Source organism: Streptomyces sp. NPDC059696 (assembly GCF_042733745.1).
Lineage (GTDB): Bacteria > Actinomycetota > Actinomycetes > Streptomycetales > Streptomycetaceae > Streptomyces.
In genome coordinates this window covers 63,292-82,759 of the sequence record NZ_JBHWFG010000025.1, presented here as the reverse complement: position 1 = coordinate 82,759, position 19,468 = coordinate 63,292, and the positions used below count along the sequence as shown (strand labels likewise).

18 protein-coding genes are annotated in these 19,468 nt (G+C 74.0%); all 18 read right to left on the bottom strand.

Features of this window, described 5'->3' with window-relative positions; translation table 11 throughout:
• Positions 1–34: 34 nt before the first annotated feature.
• On the bottom strand, positions 35–700 hold the full coding sequence (locus ACFV20_RS25570) for a response regulator (RefSeq protein ID WP_385660047.1): 666 nt from the start codon (positions 698–700) through the stop codon (positions 35–37).
• Complete coding sequence (locus ACFV20_RS25565; protein WP_385660045.1) at positions 697–2,037, bottom strand: sensor histidine kinase; 1,341 nt, start codon at positions 2,035–2,037, stop codon at positions 697–699. Before ACFV20_RS25565 ends, ACFV20_RS25570 begins: the two co-directional genes overlap by 4 nt.
• A gap of 98 nt (positions 2,038–2,135) precedes the next feature.
• The gene (locus ACFV20_RS25560; RefSeq protein WP_385660043.1) at positions 2,136–2,819 is read right to left on the bottom strand and encodes a response regulator; all 684 of its coding nucleotides are present in this window, start codon (positions 2,817–2,819) and stop codon (positions 2,136–2,138) included.
• Entirely contained in the window at positions 2,816–4,192 is a 1,377-nt protein-coding gene (locus ACFV20_RS25555) for a sensor histidine kinase (protein ID WP_385660041.1), read from the bottom strand. Before ACFV20_RS25555 ends, ACFV20_RS25560 begins: the two co-directional genes overlap by 4 nt.
• Positions 4,185–5,531 carry an acyltransferase gene (locus ACFV20_RS25550; protein ID WP_385660039.1) on the bottom strand — a complete coding sequence of 449 codons (1,347 nt, stop codon included), beginning with the start codon at positions 5,529–5,531 and terminating at the stop codon, positions 4,185–4,187. The genes ACFV20_RS25555 and ACFV20_RS25550 overlap by 8 nt, the downstream gene beginning before the upstream one ends.
• Positions 5,524–6,522: an alpha/beta hydrolase gene (locus ACFV20_RS25545; RefSeq protein WP_385660038.1), complete on the bottom strand. Its 999-nt coding sequence runs from the start codon at positions 6,520–6,522 to the stop codon at positions 5,524–5,526. Before ACFV20_RS25545 ends, ACFV20_RS25550 begins: the two co-directional genes overlap by 8 nt.
• Before the next feature lie 208 nt (positions 6,523–6,730).
• Positions 6,731–7,594 (bottom strand): alpha/beta hydrolase, encoded by an 864-nt coding sequence (locus ACFV20_RS25540; RefSeq protein WP_385660036.1) that lies wholly within the window; start codon positions 7,592–7,594, stop codon positions 6,731–6,733.
• 240 nt (positions 7,595–7,834) lie between these two features.
• Positions 7,835–9,046: a kynureninase gene (kynU, locus tag ACFV20_RS25535; protein WP_385660034.1), complete on the bottom strand. Its 1,212-nt coding sequence runs from the start codon at positions 9,044–9,046 to the stop codon at positions 7,835–7,837.
• Positions 9,039–9,869 (bottom strand): tryptophan 2,3-dioxygenase family protein, encoded by an 831-nt coding sequence (locus ACFV20_RS25530; protein WP_385660032.1) that lies wholly within the window; start codon positions 9,867–9,869, stop codon positions 9,039–9,041. The genes kynU and ACFV20_RS25530 overlap by 8 nt, the downstream gene beginning before the upstream one ends.
• Before the next feature lie 150 nt (positions 9,870–10,019).
• Positions 10,020–10,433 carry a DUF3151 domain-containing protein gene (locus ACFV20_RS25525; RefSeq protein ID WP_190198187.1) on the bottom strand — a complete coding sequence of 138 codons (414 nt, stop codon included), beginning with the start codon at positions 10,431–10,433 and terminating at the stop codon, positions 10,020–10,022.
• 31 nt (positions 10,434–10,464) lie between these two features.
• Positions 10,465–11,931 carry an MFS transporter gene (locus ACFV20_RS25520; RefSeq protein ID WP_385660031.1) on the bottom strand — a complete coding sequence of 489 codons (1,467 nt, stop codon included), beginning with the start codon at positions 11,929–11,931 and terminating at the stop codon, positions 10,465–10,467.
• Positions 11,932–12,001: 70 nt separating this feature from the next.
• Positions 12,002–13,024 carry a class II fructose-bisphosphate aldolase gene (fbaA, locus tag ACFV20_RS25515; protein ID WP_385660029.1) on the bottom strand — a complete coding sequence of 341 codons (1,023 nt, stop codon included), beginning with the start codon at positions 13,022–13,024 and terminating at the stop codon, positions 12,002–12,004.
• 147 nt (positions 13,025–13,171) lie between these two features.
• Positions 13,172–13,720: an orotate phosphoribosyltransferase gene (pyrE, locus tag ACFV20_RS25510; RefSeq protein WP_385660028.1), complete on the bottom strand. Its 549-nt coding sequence runs from the start codon at positions 13,718–13,720 to the stop codon at positions 13,172–13,174.
• Positions 13,721–13,730: 10 nt separating this feature from the next.
• Positions 13,731–14,519, bottom strand: a complete 789-nt coding sequence (locus ACFV20_RS25505) for an aldose 1-epimerase (protein WP_385660026.1) — start codon at positions 14,517–14,519, stop codon at positions 13,731–13,733.
• A 400-nt stretch (positions 14,520–14,919) separates the two neighbouring features.
• Positions 14,920–15,867, bottom strand: coding sequence for an SRPBCC domain-containing protein (locus ACFV20_RS25500; protein ID WP_385660024.1), 948 nt, complete (start codon positions 15,865–15,867; stop codon positions 14,920–14,922).
• 187 nt (positions 15,868–16,054) lie between these two features.
• Positions 16,055–17,710: a polyamine aminopropyltransferase gene (locus ACFV20_RS25495; protein WP_385660022.1), complete on the bottom strand. Its 1,656-nt coding sequence runs from the start codon at positions 17,708–17,710 to the stop codon at positions 16,055–16,057.
• Positions 17,711–17,851: 141 nt separating this feature from the next.
• A complete protein-coding gene (locus tag ACFV20_RS25490; RefSeq protein ID WP_385660020.1) occupies positions 17,852–18,379 on the bottom strand; it encodes a DUF2617 family protein in 528 nt (175 codons plus the stop codon).
• Between the two features lie 727 nt (positions 18,380–19,106).
• Positions 19,107–19,412, bottom strand: a complete 306-nt coding sequence (locus ACFV20_RS25485; RefSeq protein WP_385660019.1) for a hypothetical protein — start codon at positions 19,410–19,412, stop codon at positions 19,107–19,109.
• Positions 19,413–19,468: the final 56 nt, after the last annotated feature.

Here is a 19,468-nt window from a genome sequence, read left to right as displayed (position 1 = left end):
CCCGGGCCCGCGGGTCCGCGGGCGGCGCCCCGGACTAGCCCGGTGTCACCAGCCGCGCCTCGTAGGCGAACACCGCCGCCTGGGTGCGGTCGCGAAGGCCCAGCTTCACCAGGATGCGGCTGACGTGCGTCTTGATCGTCGACTCGGCGACCACCAGCCGCTCCGCGATCTCCGCGTTCGACAGGCCCTGCGCGATGAGCACCAGCACCTCCGTCTCCCGGTCGGTGAGGTCCCCGTAGGCCGCCTGCGCGGAGGGCATGAGGCGCGGTGTCTCGGAGAGCTTGGAGAACTCGGTGATCAGCCGCCTGGTCACCGACGGCGCCAGCAGCGCCTCCCCCGACGCCACCACGCGCACCCCGTCGGCGAGCTGGCGGGCCGAGGCGTCCTTGAGCAGGAAGCCGGAGGCACCCGCGCGCAGCGCCTGGTAGACGTACTCGTCGAGGTCGAAGGTCGTGAGCACCAGCACCTTCGACGCGCCGTCGGCGGCGACGATCTCGCGGGTCGCCTCGATGCCGTTCAGCTCGGGCATGCGGATGTCCATCAGCACCACGTCCGGGGCGAGCTCACGGACCTTGGCGACGGCTTCCCGGCCGTTCACCGCCTCGCCGACGACCTCGATGTCCGGCATCGCGTTCAGCAGGACCGAGAAGCCCTCGCGCACCATCATCTGATCGTCCGCGATCAGCACGCGGATGGTCATGCGTCACCCTCGTCCGGCAGGGCGACCGGCAGGAACACCGCCACCTCGTAGCCTCCGTCGTCGCTCGCGCCCGCGGTCATCTCGCCGTTCAGCATCGAGACCCGCTCGCGCATGCCCGTGATGCCGTGTCCCGCGCCGGGTGAGGGCTTGATCAGACTCGGGTTGGGCGGCGGGCCGTTGACGATGCGCAGGCCCAGGCCGCCGAGAACGTACCCGATCTCCACCCGGGCGCTCGCGCCGGGCGCGTGCCGCAGGGTGTTGCTCAGCGCCTCCTGCACGATGCGGTACGCCGACAGCTCCACGCCCTGCGGCAGCTCGCGCACCGCGCCGGTCACGACCTTGTCGACACCCAGCCCGGCCTCCCGCACATTGGCCAGCAGCCCGTCCAGGTCGGCGAGCGTCGGCTGCGGGGCGTCGGGGACCTCGTAGTCCTCGGCGCGGACGACGCCGAGCACGCGGCGCAGTTCGGTCAGGGCCGCCACCGCGTTCTCCCGGATCGTGGCGAACGCCTTCTCCAGCTCCGGCGGCGGGTTCTCCACCCGGTAGGGCGCGGCCTCCGCCTGGATGGCGACGACCGACATGTGGTGGGCGACGACGTCGTGCAGCTCGCGGGCGATCGTGGTGCGCTCCTCCAGCAGGGTGCGGCGGGAGCGCTCGTGCGCGGTGACCGTCTGCTGGGCGGTGACCTTCTGTACGGCGTCCCGGCGGATGTGCCACACGGTGACGCAGAGCAGGATCAGGGCCGATATGACCAGCATGGGGCCGGAGTTGGTGCCGTACATGTAGGTCGGGCCGATGCCGCTGTCCGCGATCAGGGCGTACAGGAGCGTCAGGGCCCACATCCAGCCCGCCGTGCGCGGCCTGGTGCGCATGGCCACGACGGTCAGCACGGTCAGATGGCACACGAAGCTGCCGGCCGTCCACGGCCATTCGCCCCAGTTGCTGCCGAGCATGACGACCAGCGGGGTGGAGACCATGGACGCCCAGAACGCCGCGACCGGACGGATCATCGTGAGCAGGACGGGGATCACGGTCAAGGGAGCGACCAGGAGCACGTGCCCGTCGGTGTCGACTCCGGTGATGAGCAGGGTGATCAGGGCGGCCAGGGCTATCAGGGCGTGCGGCGTCCAGGACGCGTACTCCCGCAGGCGGGCGGGCAGCAGCCGGATGATCCGCCCGGCCGTGCTCCTGCGCGGCAGCGGCCGGTAGGCGAACGCGTCGCGGAAAAGGTCCTGCCGCAGCCCGTGCAGGGAGTCCGCCGCCACCCGGTACTCCGGGCTGCGCGGCTTGGCCCCGGGCCCCGGCGGCGTGGTCTGCAGGTGAGTCGTCTCGGTCACGTACAGAACGGTAGGCGTGTCCCGGGCCCCGGTCGTCCCCAGTGAGGCGGGTTCCACAGGGTCCCTCTCAGGTACTACGAGGCCCGCCGCGCCGCCCCTCAGTACCCCGAGGGCCGCACCAGTCCCGACTCGTAGGCGAACACCGCCGCCTGTGTGCGGTCCCTCAGGCCCAGCTTCACCAGGATCCTGCCGACGTGCGTCTTCACCGTCTGCTCGGCCACGAACAGGTGCTGGGCGATCTCCGCGTTCGACAGGCCCTGCGCGATCAGCGAGAGCACCTCCGTCTCGCGCTCGGTCAGATCGCCGACGCGTTCCTTGAGCGGGGCGCGGGGCTTGCCGTCGAGCCGGGAGAACTCGGCGATCAGCTTGCGCGTGATGACCGGGGCGAGCAGCGCCTCCCCGGCCGCGACGACCCGGACCGCCTCGGCGAGCTGCTCGGACGACGCGTCCTTCAGCAGGAACCCGGAGGCTCCGGCCCGCAGCGCGTCGTACACGTACTCGTCGAGGTCGAAGGTGGTGAGCACCAGCACCCGCGTGTCGGGGTGGGCCGCGGTGATCCGCGCGGTGGCCTGGATACCGCCGATGCCGGGCATGCGGATGTCCATCAGGACGACGTCCGGCACGAGTTCGGCGGCCGCGGCGATACCGCCCTCGCCGCTCTTCGCGTCGCCGACGACCTCCATGTCGGGCTGGATGCCGAGCAGGACGGTGAAGCCCTGCCGGACCATGGCCTGGTCGTCGACGATGAGAACCCGGATGGGTGCGCCGGTGCCGCTCGTCATGAGGTCCCTCTCCGGGGGGTGGTGCGGTGGTCGGTGCCCGGGGCGTCGGCGGGCGGGGTGTCCGGGAGGAAGGCGGTGACCTTGAAGCCGTCCCAGTGCCAGGGGTGTGCCGTCATGGTGCCGCCGAGCATCGCGACCCGCTCCCGCATGCCGAGCAGTCCGTGCCCGGCGCCCGTCGACGGCGGGGGCGGCCCGGTCGGGCGGCCGTTGACGACCTCCACCTCCAGGCCGTCCGGATCGTAGGTGAGACGGACCGTGATCCGCGCGCCGGGCGCGTGCCGCAGGGCGTTGCTCAGTGCCTCCTGCACGATCCGGTACGCCGACAGTTCCACGCCGGGCGGCAGCGGGCGCCGCTCGCCCCGGATGTCCGTGACGACCTCGCGGCCGACGGCCCGGGCGTTGGCCACCAGTACGTCGAGCCGGTCGAGCGTGGGCTGCGGGGCGTGCGGTGTGGCCCCGTCCCCGGTGCCGCCGTACGGCGCTTCCGGTCCGGGGTGCTCCGAGCGGAGCACGCCCAGCACGCGGCGCAGTTCGGTCAGGGCCTCCAGGGCGTTCTGCCGGATGCCCGCGAGGTTCTCCCGGAGCTCGTCGGGCGGGTTCTCGACGAGGTGCGGGGCGACCTGCGCCTGGATGGAGATGACCGACATGTGGTGCGCGACCACGTCGTGCAGCTCCCGGGCGATGCGGCTGCGCTCCTCCAGCAGGGTGCGGCGGGTGCGTTCCTCGGCGGTGAGGGTGGTCTGCTCGACGAGTTGCGCGCGGGCCTCACGGCGGCCGCGCAGGGCGCTGCCCAGTATCACGACGACGGTGAACAGGGCGATCGCCAGCACGCCGGTGGTGTCGTAGGCACCCCCGGGCCACAGGCTCTCGAACGCGTACGTGGCGAGCCAGGTCAGCGTCAGGGCCGCCACCGCCGCACGGGTGGGCACCCGCAGCGCGAGCAGCAGCAGCACGAACAGCTCGGCGACGATCCCGGCCGCGGTCCAGGGCCAGGTGTAGGTCTCCAGGCCGAAGCCGAGCCGGGTGCGCACCGTGGCGGCGCCCAGGACGAACAGGCCCAGGGACAGCCACCACGCCGGCACCGGCCGCCACAGCCCCAGCACCATGGCACCGCCCTGCCCGCCCGCGATCATCAGGGCGAGTCCGGGAGCGAGATGCCCGTTGTCCGTCATGTCACCCGTGCCGCCGAGCGTGACGCCGAAGGCGGCCAGGCACACCAGCCCGTGCGGCAACCAGCGCAGCCACGTGGAGGGCGGCAGCGGATCGACGCGGACGGTCCACAGGTCCTCGCGCACACCCCGCAGCCAGCCCGTGACGCGCGCTCGCAGCGCGCGCCCCACCCCCGTGTCCGTCACGCGGCTCAGCCTAGACATGGCGCGCCCCTGCCGCTGTGTCCCGGCCGGACGGACGGTGCGCCCGCACCACCCGCGACCCCCGCTCCGCCCCGCCACCGGCCCACCCCTCGACGGCCCGCCCGGCACCGGTCCGCCCGGTGCCCGTCTGCCCGGTGCTGCTTCGCCCGGTGCCGCTCCGCCCGGTGCCGGTCCGCCCGGCACCGGTCCGCCCGGTGCCGCTCCCCCCGGTGCCGCTCCGCTCGAAGAAGCGGAAGGCGGCCCAGCACACGGCCAGGGCCGACGCGAACACCGGCAGCCACAGCAGCCGGGCCCCCACCCAGTCCAGTCCGTCCGGCGGTGTGTGCAGGCCGGGCAGCCTGCCCGCGAGGAGGCCGGTCGCGGTCGTCGCCATCATGGCCGTCTGGTGCCAGAGGAAGACGGTCATCGCGGACAGGTTGACCAGGGCCACCGCCGCCCACGCCAGGGGCCGGCGCATCGCGTGCCGCAGCCGCTCGCGCAGCAGCAGGGCGGCACCGCACTGGGCCAGGCCGAACGTGACGACGGCCAGGGTCGGCGGGGACAGGTTCGACATGGCCCGGCCCGGGACACCGACCATGGAGGCCGGATAGCCCGCCCAGAGGACGAGCACCGCGGTCGCCGCCGCACCGCCCACGAGCAGGGTCCAGCCCGCGCGGCGGCCCTCCAGCTCGCCCCGGGTCCAGGCCGCGCCCAGCGTGTACGGCACGGTCCAGGCCGCCACCACGTTCACCCAGCCCAGCCAGGACGGGCCACCGAGGCCGAAGCGCAGAAGGTCCACGTGCAGCACGACGGCCAGCGGCCACAGCGGGTTGAGCCGGGCCAGCAGCGGGGTCGCCGCGGTCAGGCAGGCGTACACCAGGAGGAACCACATCGGGGACAGGGCCAGTTTCACCAGGGTCCGGACCGTGCCGTACTCGGTGCCCGACAGCAGCAGCGCGAGGGCGGCGACCGTCCACAGGGTGAGGACGGCGGCGACCGGCCTGGACAGCCGGGACAGCCGGTCCGTCAGCCACCGGTGGTACGGGACGCCACGGGCCCGGGCCGAGACGTGAGCGCGGGTGGCGACATGGCCTCCGACCAGGAAGAACACGGCGAGCGTCTGGAGCATCCAGGAGACGGGGGTCAGCCACGGCAGGTGCTGGAGCGGGCTGGCCGTGCGCAGGGTGCGGCCGTCGGACACCAGGGCCGTGACGAGCCAGTGCCCCAGGACGACACCGAGAACGGCGGCGGCCCGCAGGGCGTCCACGGCCCGGTCGCGGCCGGGCGGGGTGGCCGCTCCGATGCGGTCGGCACCCCGGCGCGCACCCCGCCGGACGGCGCGTACGCCGATGTCAGTCATGGGTCACCGCCTCGGTCCGGCCCAGGACGATCCGGGCCAGGTTGGTCAGGGAGGTCGAGCCGGGGCTGAAGTACTCGCTGTGGCCGGCGTCGCCGGCCGCGAAGACCCGGGCGCCGAAGGCCGGGGAGACGGGGTCCGTGCCGAAGCCGGCGGTGGTGCCGAACAGGTCCACGCTGAGGTGCGGCACGTGCTCCACCCAGTCGTCGGCGCCGCGGGCCGCCCAGACGCGGGCCCGGGTGCGCAGCCCGGCGGCGGAGTCCGCGCCGGTGCCGGGGCTGCCGACGAGCGCGATGTCGTCGACGGCGAGCCCGGCGGCGGAGCGGCCGCAGACGACCGAGCCGTAGGAGTGGCACAGCAGCGCGATACGCGGTCCTTGGCCCGCCACGGCCCGCAGGTCGGCGACCAGTGCCCGCAGGCGCGGGGCCGCCTGCTCCGCCCTGCCGGTCGTGGTGACCGTCGTGCTGACCGTGCCCGGGGTCTCGTAGCCCAGCCAGGCCACGACCGCGGTGCGGGTGCCCGCCGGGGCCTGCCGGGTGAGCTGCCGGTGCAGGGCGAGGGCCGTCGCGCGGAACCGGCCGTAGGTGTCGAGGCTCGTGTCGGAGCCGGGGACCAGGACGGCGATGCGGTCGGCCCGGGCGAGGTCGCCGAGGACCTCCGTCACCAGGCCGGGGCCGCGGCCGTCGAAGTGGAGCAAACGCCGCGTGGAGGAGGCGAGTCGACGGTCCGTCGTGGCGCGGTCCCGGTCGTGGTGGGCCGCCGCCATGCGGGCCGCCTCGGCGGCGTTGGCCCGGTTGGCCGCGTAGGCGCGCTCGAGCGTCGCCGCGCGCAGCGGTGCGAGGGAGGCGGGCGCCGGGGCGGGGGTCTGCGGGCGTACGGCCGCGGAGAGGGGGAACACCACCGCGCCCGTGACGAGGGCGGCGAGCGCGGCGCGGCGCCATCGGCCGGCGCGGCGCCTGCCGCCGTCATGGTGGTACTGCGGCGCGGACCCCATGGTCGTCCCCCTCCAGCGCACCCGTCCATCGGGGCTGCGTGAAAGGGAAGTTACGGATCAGGAGGCCTCGTCCGCGTCCCACCGGGGAACTCACCTGTGCCGTAGCTCTCAGGTACTACGGGTATGACCCGGGACGCGCCGGGGGGCCGGTCCCACGGGTCGGCGAAGGCGCTGCCGCACCGCCGGGAAACCGTGCCGTGCGCGCCGCTCACCAGGCCAGTTGGGCGATCTCCTCCACGACGACCGCGCACGCGTCCGCCGCCGGGTCGATCAGCGGGAAGTGCCCCACGTCCTCCAGCAGCGTCACCCCCACCATCTCCCCGGCCTTCGCCGCCGCCTCCGCGTACGACTCGGCGACCGCCTGTGGCACGTCGAGATCCGCACGGCCCTGGACGAGCGTGGTGGCGATGCCGGTGGGGAGCAGCAGCGAGGGGTCCGCGTACGGCTGCCGCTCGGCGAAGTGCCCGTCCCCGCCCAGCAGTTGGCGGGCGGCGCCGCCGCACACGTCCAGCTTGTCGGCGACGGCCAGGTCCGCGATCGGGGCGAGGGCGACGACGCCGCGCAGGGACACCGGACCGCCGCCGCGCCAGGGCGAGTCGGCCGGCAGGACGTGCCGGGCGGCGCCCCACAGGGCGAGATGTCCGCCCGCCGAGTGACCGGTGAGGACCGTTCGGCGCGGGTCGGCCTGCGGCAGCGCCTGGCGTACCAGCGCCGGGAGGGCGTCCAGCGCGGCGGCGACGTCGTCGAAGGTGTCGGGCCAGCGGCCCGCGACCGCGTCGCCGTCCCCACCGCGCCGGTACTCGACGCTGGCCACGGCGAATCCGCGGCGGGCGAGGACGTCCGCGAAAGGGCTGAGGTGGTGCCGGTCGTACGGCGCCCGCCAGGCACCGCCGTGCAGCGCGACCACGACCGGGGCGGGGCCGGGGCCGCCCGCGCGGCGCGGTGCGAAGAGGTCGATCACCTGGTCCGGATGGTCGCCGTAGGCCACGGTGGCGTCGGGGTCGACGGGCGGGTGGGAGAAGGCCGACTTCTCCTCGGCAGCGGCCCGCGCTGCTGCGACGTCGTCCGTCATGCTCCAACCCTCCAGCGAAGAACCGTACGGGGCGGACCGGTTGAGGGGGTCAGCCGTTGGCCGGGACGGTACCAGGCGCGTGACATGCGCGGACGCGCAGATGTCACGCTCGGTGAAGAGCGCACGGACCGCCGCGGGCCGGGACACCGCGGGGGCGCCCCGGCGGGAGGGGCCGCGACACCGACAGGCCTGCCCGGGCGGCGGGCCGGGACCCCGCGGGGGCGTCCCGGCCAATGCCGCTCAGGCCAGAGTCCGCGCCAGCACCCGGGCCGCCCGCTCCACGTCGGCGAATCCCACGTACAGCGGGGTGAAGCCGAAGCGCAGCACGTCCGGTGCCCGGAAGTCACCGACCACGCCCCGCTCGATCAGCCGCTTCATCACCTCACCGGCGTCGTCACAGCGCAGCGCGATCTGACTGCCCCGCTCCTCGTGCGCCACCGGTGTCACACACTCCACCCGGCCCTGCGGCACATACGCCGCCACGCACTCCAGGAAGAAGTCCGTCAGCGCCAGGGACTTGGCCCGCACCGCCTCGACCCGCACCCCGTCCCAGACCTCCAGGGCCGCCTCCAGGGCGAGCATGGAGAGGATGTCGGGCGTGCCGACCCGGCCGCGCAGCGCGCCCGGGGCCGGTTCGTAGCCGGTGCGCATGCCGAACGGCTCCGCGTGCGAGTTCCAGCCGGGCAGCGGCGAGTCGAAACGGTCCTGCAGCTCGCGCCGCACGTACAGGTACGCCGGTGAACCGGGCCCGCCGTTCAGGTACTTGTAGGTGCAGCCGACCGCGAGGTCCACGCCGTGCTCGTCCAGCCCGACCGGCAGCGCGCCCGCGCTGTGGCACAGGTCCCAGACGGCGACCGCCCCGGCCGCGTGCACGGCGGCGGTCAGACCGGGCAGATCGTGCAGCCGGCCCGTGCGGTAGTCGACGTGGTTGAGGAGCACGGCGGCGGTGCGCTCGCCCAGCGCGCCCGGCACCTCCGCCGGGGCGACGGGCCGCAGCGTGCAGCCGGTCATCCGGGCGGCGGACTCGGCGATGTAGCCGTCGGTGGGGAAGGTCGTCGCGTCGACGACGATCTCGTCCCGCCCCTCCCCGGCCATCCGCACCGCGCCCACCAGCGCCTTGAACACGTTGACGCTGGTGGAGTCGCCCACCACGATCTGCCCGGGCGCCGCCCCGACCAGCGGGGCGATCCGGTCACCGATCCGCTCGGGCGCCGTCCACCAGCCGCTCTCCTCCCAGGACCGGATGCGCAGCTCGCCCCACTGGCGGCGTACGACGTCCTCGACCCGGCCGGGGACCACGGCGGGCAGCGCGCCCAGGGAGTTGCCGTCGAGGTAGACGACCGCGGCGTCGTCCGCACCGTCCGACGTGCTGTCGAGGACGAAGTCGGCGCGGCTGCGGGCCAGTTCGTCGACGGCGTCCAGCTTCTGCGCCATGATCGCCAGGTCAGACATAGGACCGCGCCGTCCACAGCTCGGGGAACACGTTCTTCTGGGCGCGCTTCTCCAGCCAGGCCACCCCGGCGGAGCCGCCCGTCCCCGTCTTGGCGCCCATCGCGCGGCGGGTGGCGACCAGGTGGTCGTTGCGCCAGCGCCACACCAGCTCGGCGACATCGCTCAGCGCCTCGCCCAGCCGGGCGACCTCGTCGCTCTCGTCGCCCGAGTAGACGGCCGTCCAGGCCGCCTCCACCTGCGGCGACGGCTCGTAGCGCTTCGAGACGTCACGCCGCAGCACGTCCTGAGGGATGTCGTGCCCGCGCCGCGCCAGCAGCCGCACGACCTCGTCGTACAGGCTCGGCTCGTGCAGCGCCTTCTCCAGCTCGGCGTGCACGCGCGGCGCGCCCCGGTGCGGGACCAGCATCGACGCGGACTTGTCACCGAGCAGGAACTCCATGCGCCGGTACATCGCCGACTGGAAGCCCGAGCCCTCACCGAGGGCGCTGCGGTACGAGTTGAACTGGGCCGGCGTGAGCTGCGCGAGCGGCTTCCAGGAGTGGTTGAGCGCCTCCAGTTCGCGGACGGACCTCTTGAGCGCGTGGATGGCGGTCGGGATGTCGTCACCCCGCAGCGCGCCGGCCGCCGTCTCCCATTCATGGACGATGACGGTGAACCACAGCTCCATCACCTGGGTCGTCACCAGGAAGACCATCTCTCCGGGGTCGTCGGAGAGGGTGTGCTGGAGGTGGGTGAGGACGTCCGCCTTGACGTAGTCCTCGTACGGCGTCGTGCCGTGGAAGTCGAGATGCGGGGTCTCGGGCTCGTGAGCCTCGTGGGACATCGCTGTCTCCTGCGTATAACTCCGGGTAGCGGTCCGCCCCTGCCGAATCCGACACGGGGGCCCCGGTCCCCGAGGGCATCTTGCGCAATCGTCCCCCGAAACCGCAAGGCCCGCCTTTCGGGGACGGGCCTCGCGTGCACGGACCGGATGTCAGCCCAGGACCTGCGCCGCCGTCGGCGAGGAGTCCTTCAGGAACTGGGAGCAGCGCTCGTACTCCTCCTGCTCGCCGATCGCCTGCGCGGCGCGGGCGAGGGCGTGCAGGGCGCGCAGGAAGCCGCGGTTCGGCTCGTGCTCCCACGGCACCGGGCCGTGGCCCTTCCAGCCGTTGCGGCGCAGCGCGTCCAGGCCGCGGTGGTAGCCCGTGCGGGCGTAGGCGTAGGACTCCACGGCCGCGCCCCGCTCGAACGCCTCGTCGGCGAGCTGCGCCCAGGCGAGCGAGGAGGTGGGGTGCGCACCGGCGACCTCGACGGACGCGGCGCCCGCCGCGAGCATTTCGCGCGGCCCGGGGTCATCGGGGAGGTGGGTCGGGGGCGGGCCCCCGAGAAGGTTCTCGTGAATGGACATGCCTCAAGTCTGCGGCATGGCGGAGGTCCCGCTACCCCACCCGCTTGCGCACCGGCTCCCCCTCCAGCGGCGGCGCCGTCACACCCCCGTGCCGCAGGCATTCCGGCCGCTTGCAGTCCGGCGGCGGCCGGCGCACCACCGCGGCAGCGATCAGCGCCCCCAGCACCATCGCCCCCGCACACCACCCCATCGCCTTCCCGAACGCCGTGTCGAAGGCGGCCGGCTCCCGGTACGCCTCCTCCCCCATGCCCACCAGCAGCGGCAGCGCCGCCACCGCCATCAGACCCGCCGCCCGGGCCGCCGCGTTGTTGATGCCGCTCGCCAGCCCGGCCCGCACCACGCTCACCGAACCCAGCACCGTCGCCGTCAGCGGTGCCACCAGCGTGACCATGCCCAGCCCGAGCACGAGCAGCGCCGGCAGCACGTCGGTGAGGTAGGACGCCCCCGGCCCGACCCGCAGCATCAGCAGCATCCCGGCCGCGCACAGCAGCGGTCCCACCGTCAGCGGGATCCGCGGCCCGATGCGGTCGGCCAGTTCCCCGGAGCGCGCCGACAGCAGCAGCATCAGCGCGGTCGTCGGCAGCAGTGCCGTACCGGCGGCCAGGGCCGAGTAGCCCACGACCACCTGGAGCTGGAGCGCGGCGAGGAAGAAGAACCCGCCGAGGGCCGCGTACACGCACAGCGTGACGAGGTTGACGGCCGTGAACTGCCGGGACGCGAAGATGTCCGGCGGCATCATCGGATCGGGCCGGCGCCGCTCGACGACCACGAACGCGACGGCAGCGGCCGGCCCGGCCACCGCCGAGACCGCCACCGCCCAGCCGCCGTCCCCGGCCTCGATCAGCGCGTACGTGACCAGCGCGAGCGCCAGCGCCCCCAGCGCCGCCCCGAGCACGTCGAACCGCCCGTGGGCCGAACCGTCCCCCGACTCGGGGACGTGCCGCAGCGCGACCGGCACGCACACCAGCGCCAGCGGCACGTTCAGCAGGAACACCCACCGCCAGCCCGGCCCGTCCACCAGCCAGCCGCCGACGAACGGCCCGACCGCCGCCCCGATCCCGCCGAAGCCGGACCACAGGCCCACCGCCCGCCCCCGGTCGTCGGGGTGGAAGGACGCCTGGATCAGCGCCAGCGACCCGGGCGTGAGCAGCGCCCCGCCCACCCCCTGCAGGGCCCGCGCGGCGATCAGCACGCCCGCGTTCGGCGCGATCCCGCACAGCAGCGACGCCACCGCGAACCAGGCCACGCCGACGACGAACACCCTCCGCCGCCCGAACCGGTCCCCCAGCGCCCCGCCGAGCAGGATCAGCCCGGCCAGCGTGACCATGTAGGCGTTGACCGTCCACTGCAGGGCGGACAGGTTCGCGTCGAGGTCGCGGCCGATGCGCGGCAGGGCGACGTTGACGACGGTCGAGTCCAGCATCGCCATGCTGGAGCCGAGGACGGTGGTGAGCAGGACCCACTTGCCCTGCGGTGAGGCCAACCGGACATCGGGCATGAAGGGAGCATACGGAAGAGCCCGGCACCTCAGGAGGTGCCGGGCTCCGACGTGTGCGAGCGGACCGGGACTACTTGATCTTCGTGCCGGTCGAGCGCAGGTTGCCGCAGGCCTCGACCACGCGGGCGGCCATGGACGCCTCGGCCAGCTTGCCCCAGGTGCGCGGGTCGTAGGTCTTCTTGTTGCCGACCTCGCCGTCGACCTTCAGGACGCCGTCGTAGTTGCGGAACATGTGGTCCGCGACCGGGCGCGTGAACGCGTACTGGGTGTCGGTGTCGATGTTCATCTTCACGACGCCGTTCTCCAGCGCGGTGCGGATCTCCTCCTCCGTGGAGCCGGAGCCGCCGTGGAAGACGAAGTCGAACGGGGAAGGCTTGCCGAACTTGGCGGCGACGCCCTCGTTCAGCTCCTTCAGCAGCTCGGGGCGCAGGACGACGTTGCCCGGCTTGTACACGCCGTGCACGTTGCCGAAGGACGCGGCGAGCAGGTAGCGGCCCTTCTCACCGAGGCCGAGGGCCTCGGCGGTGCGGATCGCGTCGTCGACCGTGGTGTAGAGGGAGTCGTTGATCTCGTGGGAGACGCCGTCCTCCTCGCCGCCGGTCGGGGTGATCTCCACCTCGAGGATGATCTTCGCGGCGCGGGCCTGCTCCAGCAGCTCCTGCGCGATGGCGAGGTTGTCGGCGAGGGTCTCGGCCGAGCCGTCCCACATGTGCGACTGGAACAGCGGGTTCAGACCGGCCTCGACGCGCTTCTGGGACAGCGCCAGGAGCGGCCGTACGTACCCGTCGAGCTTGTCCTTGGGGCAGTGGTCGGTGTGCAGCGCGACGTTCACCGGGTACTTCTCGGCGACGATGTGCGCGAACTCGGCCAGGGCGACGGCGCCGGTGACCATGTCCTTGTTGTACTGACCGCCCAGGAACTCGGCGCCACCCGTGGAGATCTGGACGATGCCGTCGCTCTCCGCCTCAGCGAAACCGCGCAGGGCCGCGTGCAGGGTCTGGGTGGAGGTCACGTTGATGGCCGGGTAGGCGAACTTTCCTGCCTTCGCCCGGTCCAGCATCTCGTTGTAGACCTCGGGAGTTGCGATGGGCATGCGTCCGCTCCTTGTATCTGCGGGTTGGCGTACTGCTGTGTCTAACGGCCCTGACCTAGACCTTGGGGTGCGACGTCATCGTCGGCCCCATCTTTCCAGACTTGGCCGGAAGGTCCAGGCCACGTCCACGCCCTGGTCGGTCCCCGGTCAGTCGAGGCCCAGCTCGTCCTTGGAGAAGGCGAAGAGATACGGCACCCCGGCGCCCTGCTGGATCTTCTCGGCGGCGCCGGTCGCGCGGTCGACGATGGTCGCGACGGCGACGACCTCGGCCCCGGCCTCGCGCACGGCCTCGACGGCGGTGAGCGGGGAGCCACCGGTGGTGGAGGTGTCCTCGACGACCAGCACGCGGCGGCCCGCGATGTCCGGGCCCTCGACGCGCCGCTGCAGGCCGTGCGCCTTGGCGGCCTTGCGCACGACGAAGGCGTCCAGGCGCTTCCCGCGCGCGGCGGCCGCGTGCAGCATGGCGGCGGCGACCGGGTCGGCGCCCATGGTGAGCCCGCCCACCGCGTCGAACTCCAGGTCAGCGGTCAGATCCAGCAGCACCTGCCCGACCAGCGGCGCGGCCTCGCCGTCGAGCGTGATCCGCCGCAGGTCGACGTAGTAGTCGGCTTCCAGACCCGACGAGAGGGTCACCTTGCCGTGCACCACGGCCTTGTCCTTGATCTGCTGCAGCAGCGCGCCGCGAGTGTCCGTCATGCCGCCCAGCTTAGAGGCGGCGCCAGCTCCAGGTCGTGGTGGCCTCCAGCGGCTCCAGGGGCGTGACCAGGCGCGGCAGGGTGTTGAGGCCGTTGGGCGGGCCGGTCTGCGGTTCCACGCACACGGCCTCCCGCTGCTCGTCGTAGACCACGACCCACTCCTCGCGGCTGGTCACCTTCAGCTCCAGTTGCCCGGGCCAGGTCAGGGTGGCCTCGACGCCGCCGGGCATGCCGAAGCAGTCGTCCCAGGGGCCGGGCTTCGGGTCGATACGGTTGCCGGTGGGCAGGTGGTCCTCGCCGCGCTCCTCCTGCCAGGCCGGGTCGAAGTCGAGGGTGACGTCCTCGCCGCCGAGGTTGCGGTTGAACCAGGGGTGCCAGCCGATCTGCGCCGGGAAGGACGACTCGTACGTCTCGACGGACATGGTCAGCGTCAGCGCGTCCTCGGTGAGGGCGACGATCTGGGTGACGAGGCCCGGGTAGGGCCAGGGGTCGACGAGCTCGTACGTGAGGACGGCCTCGTGCGTGCTCGTGCGGGCGGTGCGCCAGGCGTGGTCGCGGACGGTGCCGTGGATGGCGTGCGGCGGGGCGTTCAGCGGCATCTGCCGCACCTCGGCGCCGTCCAGGAACCGCCCGTCCCGGATCCGGCCGCACCAGGGCGCCATCGGGAAGCAGCCGAACCGCTCGCCCTGGCGCAGCAGTTCGACGCCGCCGATCCGCAGTCCTCCGACCCGGCCGCCGTTGCCCGGCTGCACGGTCACCTCCGCGTCACCCGCGGTCAGCGTGATGTCTCGGTCACTCACGGGACGACCCTACTGCGACGATCAAGAGGGCCTCACCGGCGACGGTGCACTTCGGCCGGATGCGCCAAGGGCAGGGCGGGGGCACCACCACCCGGCCGTCACGCGATGCAGCACGGAGTCCGCCGGGCCGGGCCGGGAGATGGGCGGAGCCGGGATGTGCCGGGCGCTCGTGGCGTGGTGCGGGGGTGTCTGCGGGGGTCGGCCGGGATGTGCCGGGCGCTCGTGGCGTGGTGCGGGGGTGTCGGCGGGGGTCGGCCGGGATGTGCCGGGCGCTCGTTGCGTGGTGCGGGGGCCCCTGCGCGGCCGGGCCGGGGTGTTCCGCGGGTCGTTGCGTGGTGCGGGGGTGTCCGCCCGGGCCGGGCCGGGATGTGCTGCCTGTGCCGCCCGGCCGCCGCATGGATCAGCGGCGTCTGCGCAGGGCACGGACCGCCACGACGGCCGACGCCAGGGCCAGGGCCGCGGCGGGGGCCGCCCAGCGCAGCGGGGTCGTGGCCGTCACGGTCTGCGGCGCGGGCACGGGGGCGTACCGGCCGCGCGGCGGGGCGTGGTCGACCTCCTCGGCACTGCGTCCGATCATGGTCCGCCGCGCGTGTGCCGCCTCGGCGATGTCCTCGTCGTCCGCGTCGTCGTCACCGTCCTCGCCGTCCTCGTCGTCCTCGGGGCGCGCGGGGCGCGCGGGTCCGGGCGGGGAGAGCGGGACGTCGGCGCCGAAGGAGGAGGGGCGCTCGGGGGACGGGGGCTCCTCGGTCAGGCCGGGATCGGAGGGGGCCTTCTCGCCGGCCGCACCCCCCTCGGCCCCGGCCACGTCTCCCTCACCCTCGCTCACGGGCGGGGGCGGCGGTGCCTCGTCGTCCGCGTCGGGCGTCGTCTCGTGGTCCGTCGTCGCGCGCGGTTCGAAGTCCTGCGTGGCGAGGAACGTGGTGCTCTCCGGCGCCGCCGCGGCCAGCTGCTCCGCGAAACGGTTCAGCAGCCGGGTGACGGCCCCCTCCACCGCGTCCCCCGGGAATTCCGTGATCCGTCCGTCCGCCGCGGCCGTGCCCTCATAGACGAGGGTGCAGCCGTCCTCCGCCTCGCGCAGGGCGATCCGCAGGGCGATCTTGACCGAGCCGCTGCCGCGCGACTCCTCGGCCTCGCCCTCGACGGCGTACGCGTCGTCCCGCCGGGACACGCGTACGGCGCCCCGGTAGGTGACGGAGTGACTGCCGACCCGGATCTTCAGCCGCCCGGTGACGGGCTCGGCGCCGGCGTCCTGCTGGAGCCCCGGAACGGCCCGGGCGACCCGCGCGGGGTCGTCCAGCACCTCCCTCAGCCGCTCGGCCGGAACCGGAACGAACACCTCGTGCTCCATGTCGACGGACTCTACCCAGCACAGCCCGAAACGCACCCTCGCCCGAGGGATTCGCCCCCGATCCACCCCCACCAGGCGTATCCTCCGGCCGCCCCCTCCGGTGACGCGAGAGCACCGGTCAGCGTCACGCACCCACCACCCGGCATCACGGGTACCCCAGCCGACCAAGGCGGCTGGGGTACACCCGTCAGTAGCGCGGATGCACCAGCGTCGACGCCGGCAGCCCCTCGATGCGCGTGCCGCGCGCCGCCCGTGCCCCCGCGGTGAGGGACGCCTGGGTGAGAGCCCGGGGCCGGGGGCCGTCCGGGTCCAGCCGCAGCCGCGGCTCGGTGCGCGCGGCCAGGACGAAACCCCAGTCGCGGGGCGCCCGGGAGCGGTCGGCGGGGGTGCGGTCGGGCCCGGCGGCGCCATCGGGACGGCGGCCGCCCGTGCCGTAGGGGGCGGTGCGCAGACCGGCCGCGCGCAGGGTCGCCTCGACCGTCCAGTACGCCCGGGGTCCGGACGCGACCGGCCCGGCGTGCACCACGAGCCGGCCACCGGGGGCCAGCACGCGCCGCGCGAGGCCGTAGAACTCCTGCGAGTACAGCTTCGTGCTCGCCGTCATCCGGGGGTCGGGCAGGTCCGAGACGACCACGTCGTACGCCGCCGGGTCCGCTCCGCGGAGCCAGCCGAAGGCGTCGTCGGTCGTCACGTGCACGCGCGGGTCGCCGAAGGCGTGCCGGTTGAGCGCGGACAGGGCCGGGTCGGTGCGGGCCAGGCGGACCACCTCGGGGTCGAGTTCGACGACGTCGATCCGGTCCACCGCGCGGTGGCGCAGCACCTCGCGGACGGCCAGGCCGTCCCCGCCGCCGAGGATCAGCACGCGCGCGTGCGGCCCGCTCATCGCGGGGTGGACGAGGGCTTCGTGGCAGCGCGGCTCGTCACGTCCGCTGACCCGCAGCCGGCCGTCGAGGAACAGGTCGAGGGGCCGCCCGTGCGTGCCGCCGGTGAGGACGACCTCCTGCACGTCGGTCCGGAGCGCCACCCGGACGTCATCGCCGTACACCGCCTGCCGCGCGGCCTGTTCGAAGTCGTCGACGAGGACGGCGGCCGAGGCCAGGAGCACGAGGACGAGGGCGTTGCCGACCAGCAGCAGCCAGCGGGCGCGCCGGGTCAGGTCCCGGCGGAACAGGCCGAGCACGAGGGCGCCGCCGACGACCGCGTTGACCGCGCCGGTGAGCAGCGCGCCGGTCAACTGCCCGAGGAAGGGCAGCAGGAGGAAGGGAAAGGCGAGGCCGCCGACGAGGGCGCCGACGTAGTCGGCGGCGGACAGGTCGGCGACCGCGCCGCCCGCGTCCTGGCGGCGGATGCGCTGGATCAGCTCCATCAGCAGCGGCACTTCGGCGCCGATGAGCAGCCCCGTGGCCAGGGAGAAGGCGACCAGCAGGCAGAGCGGCCCGTTGGCCCACATCCCGCCCCAGCCGCCGGTCCAGGCGAACACCGCGTACAGGGCCATCGCGCTGCACCCGCCGACGAGCGCGAGGAGGGCCTCGACGGCACCGAAGCCGGCCGCGGCGAGCGGACGCAGCCGCTTCGCGGCGAGGGAGCCGATGCCCATCGCGAAGACCATGACGGACAGCACGACGGACGCCTGGGTGACGGAGTCGCCCATCAAGTACGAGGCGAGGGCGACGAGTTCCAGCTCGTACACGAGTCCGCAGGCCGCGCAGACGAACACGCCCGCGAGGACCAGGAACCGCCCGGTGCCGGGCCGTACGGGCAGTCGCGCCGGGCCGGCGGGGCCGCCCGGGGCGCTCCAGGGCGGCGGGCAACCTGGCGGGGCGGGCGCGTGCGGCTCGATCACGCTGCGACGTTACGTCACGTCTCGACTGCGGTTCGTCACCCACACGTGTGGTGCTGGTTTACCCGGGACGGACATCGGTACGAGACGATTTTCCGCCCGTGCGGCTCGTCGCGGGCCGGCCCGGCGGCCTTTCCCAGGACCTCAGTTGACGAGAACCGCCGCCGACGCGCGCACGCCGACCTTCGTGCGGGTCGCCACCAGCTGCCCGTCCTGCGGGTAGGCGTGCCACGTCCGCCAGTGCACCTGGCCCTCGTGGTGCTGGGCGAGCAGGGCCGTGAAGGCGTACGGGCTGCCGGGGAAGACACCGGCGAGGCCGTGCGGATGGTCGGAGACGAGGGCCAGCAACTCCTGGGCGCGGCCCGCGAAGGAGCCGGGCGAGAGGACCTCGACGCGGGCCGCGAACTCGTACTCCCAGTCGTCCACCCGCTTGGCGACGCCGAGCGGAAGCGGGGTGCTGCTGCCCGCGATGCACGCCACCGTCTCCGAGCAGATGCCCCGCTCCTCCTCCAGGAGGACCTGGTGGGACGCGCCGAGGAGCCGCAACTGCAGTTTCACGTCCGCCAGTTCGAGGTCGAGCGCGGCCAGTGCGGGAAGCGGCTCGCGCCCCAGGGCCCACGCGAGATCGGCCGCGCGGGTGTCGGTATAGGAGGTTTTCAGGGTCGTGAGCATGGATCGGCTCCGCAAGCACACAAAGGAGAGTGAGAGGGGTCCGCTGCGCCCCGGTGGGCACCGGGGGATGTCGGCCCGGATCAGCCCGGTCGGCCGGTTCGGGGAAGGTGTCCGCGGGACGTCCTAGGGGCTGCGTCGGTGACTTAGAGGGAATCATGAACGGTGGCGCCGCCACAGCGTTTTTACCCAAGTTCGTAGGGTTTCCATCCCTCAGAGGGCTCCACAGCTCAACTGTTCAACCACGGCGTGCGCCGCTGCCGGGGAGGCGTGCGCCGGTGCGCCCCGCTTCGCACCCGCAGCCGGGGCGGAGGGGGCGAACGCGTTTCCGACGAGCCCCGCGCATGACCGTCCGGCCCGCACCGTTGCGGAAGCGCGTCCCGGCCGACGGAAGTTGTCCTACAGACGGGAGAGGCCGCCGCCGGCCACACGAGGCCACCCGACAGACATTCGACACACCGCCCGTCCGGGCCCCAAGCACCGTTACGACAACGCGGTCCGGCCATGACCGCGAACCCCACGACACGGGCCGCCCCCGAACACCGACCCCACGACGACACGGGCCGCCCCCGAACACCGACCCGACGACGACGCGGGGCCCGCCCGGGTGCGGACCCCGCGTTCGACAGAGGCAGCGGCCCGGGGACGGCGGTGCCGTCCCGGAGGTCGCATGCTCGGAGGCCGCAGGCTCGGAGGCCGCAGGCTCGGCCGTTGAGGATGCCGGTGCCGGTCAGCTGCCCCCGCCGCCGCAGCCACCGCCGCCCCCGCAGGAGGACCCGCCGCCGCAGGACGAGCTGCTGCCGCAGGAGGACGAGCTGCCGCCGCAGGAGTGCCCCCCGTGGTGCCCGCCGCCGCTGTCGGACGAGCCGGAGTCTCCCCCGCCCGCCCACCAGCTGTTGTGGCTGCTGCCGCTCGAACCGGTGGACGCCCACGCCCCGCGACGCGCCGTCCGCCGGGAACCGCCCCTACGGGCCTTGGAGACCAGCGCCCCGACCAGGACGACTCCGACCACCGCCAGGATGATGCCGACGATCATGGCGTCACCCTCCTTCCTTTTCCCCCGAAGCGGCCCCCCGTGGGCGCCTCGCTCTT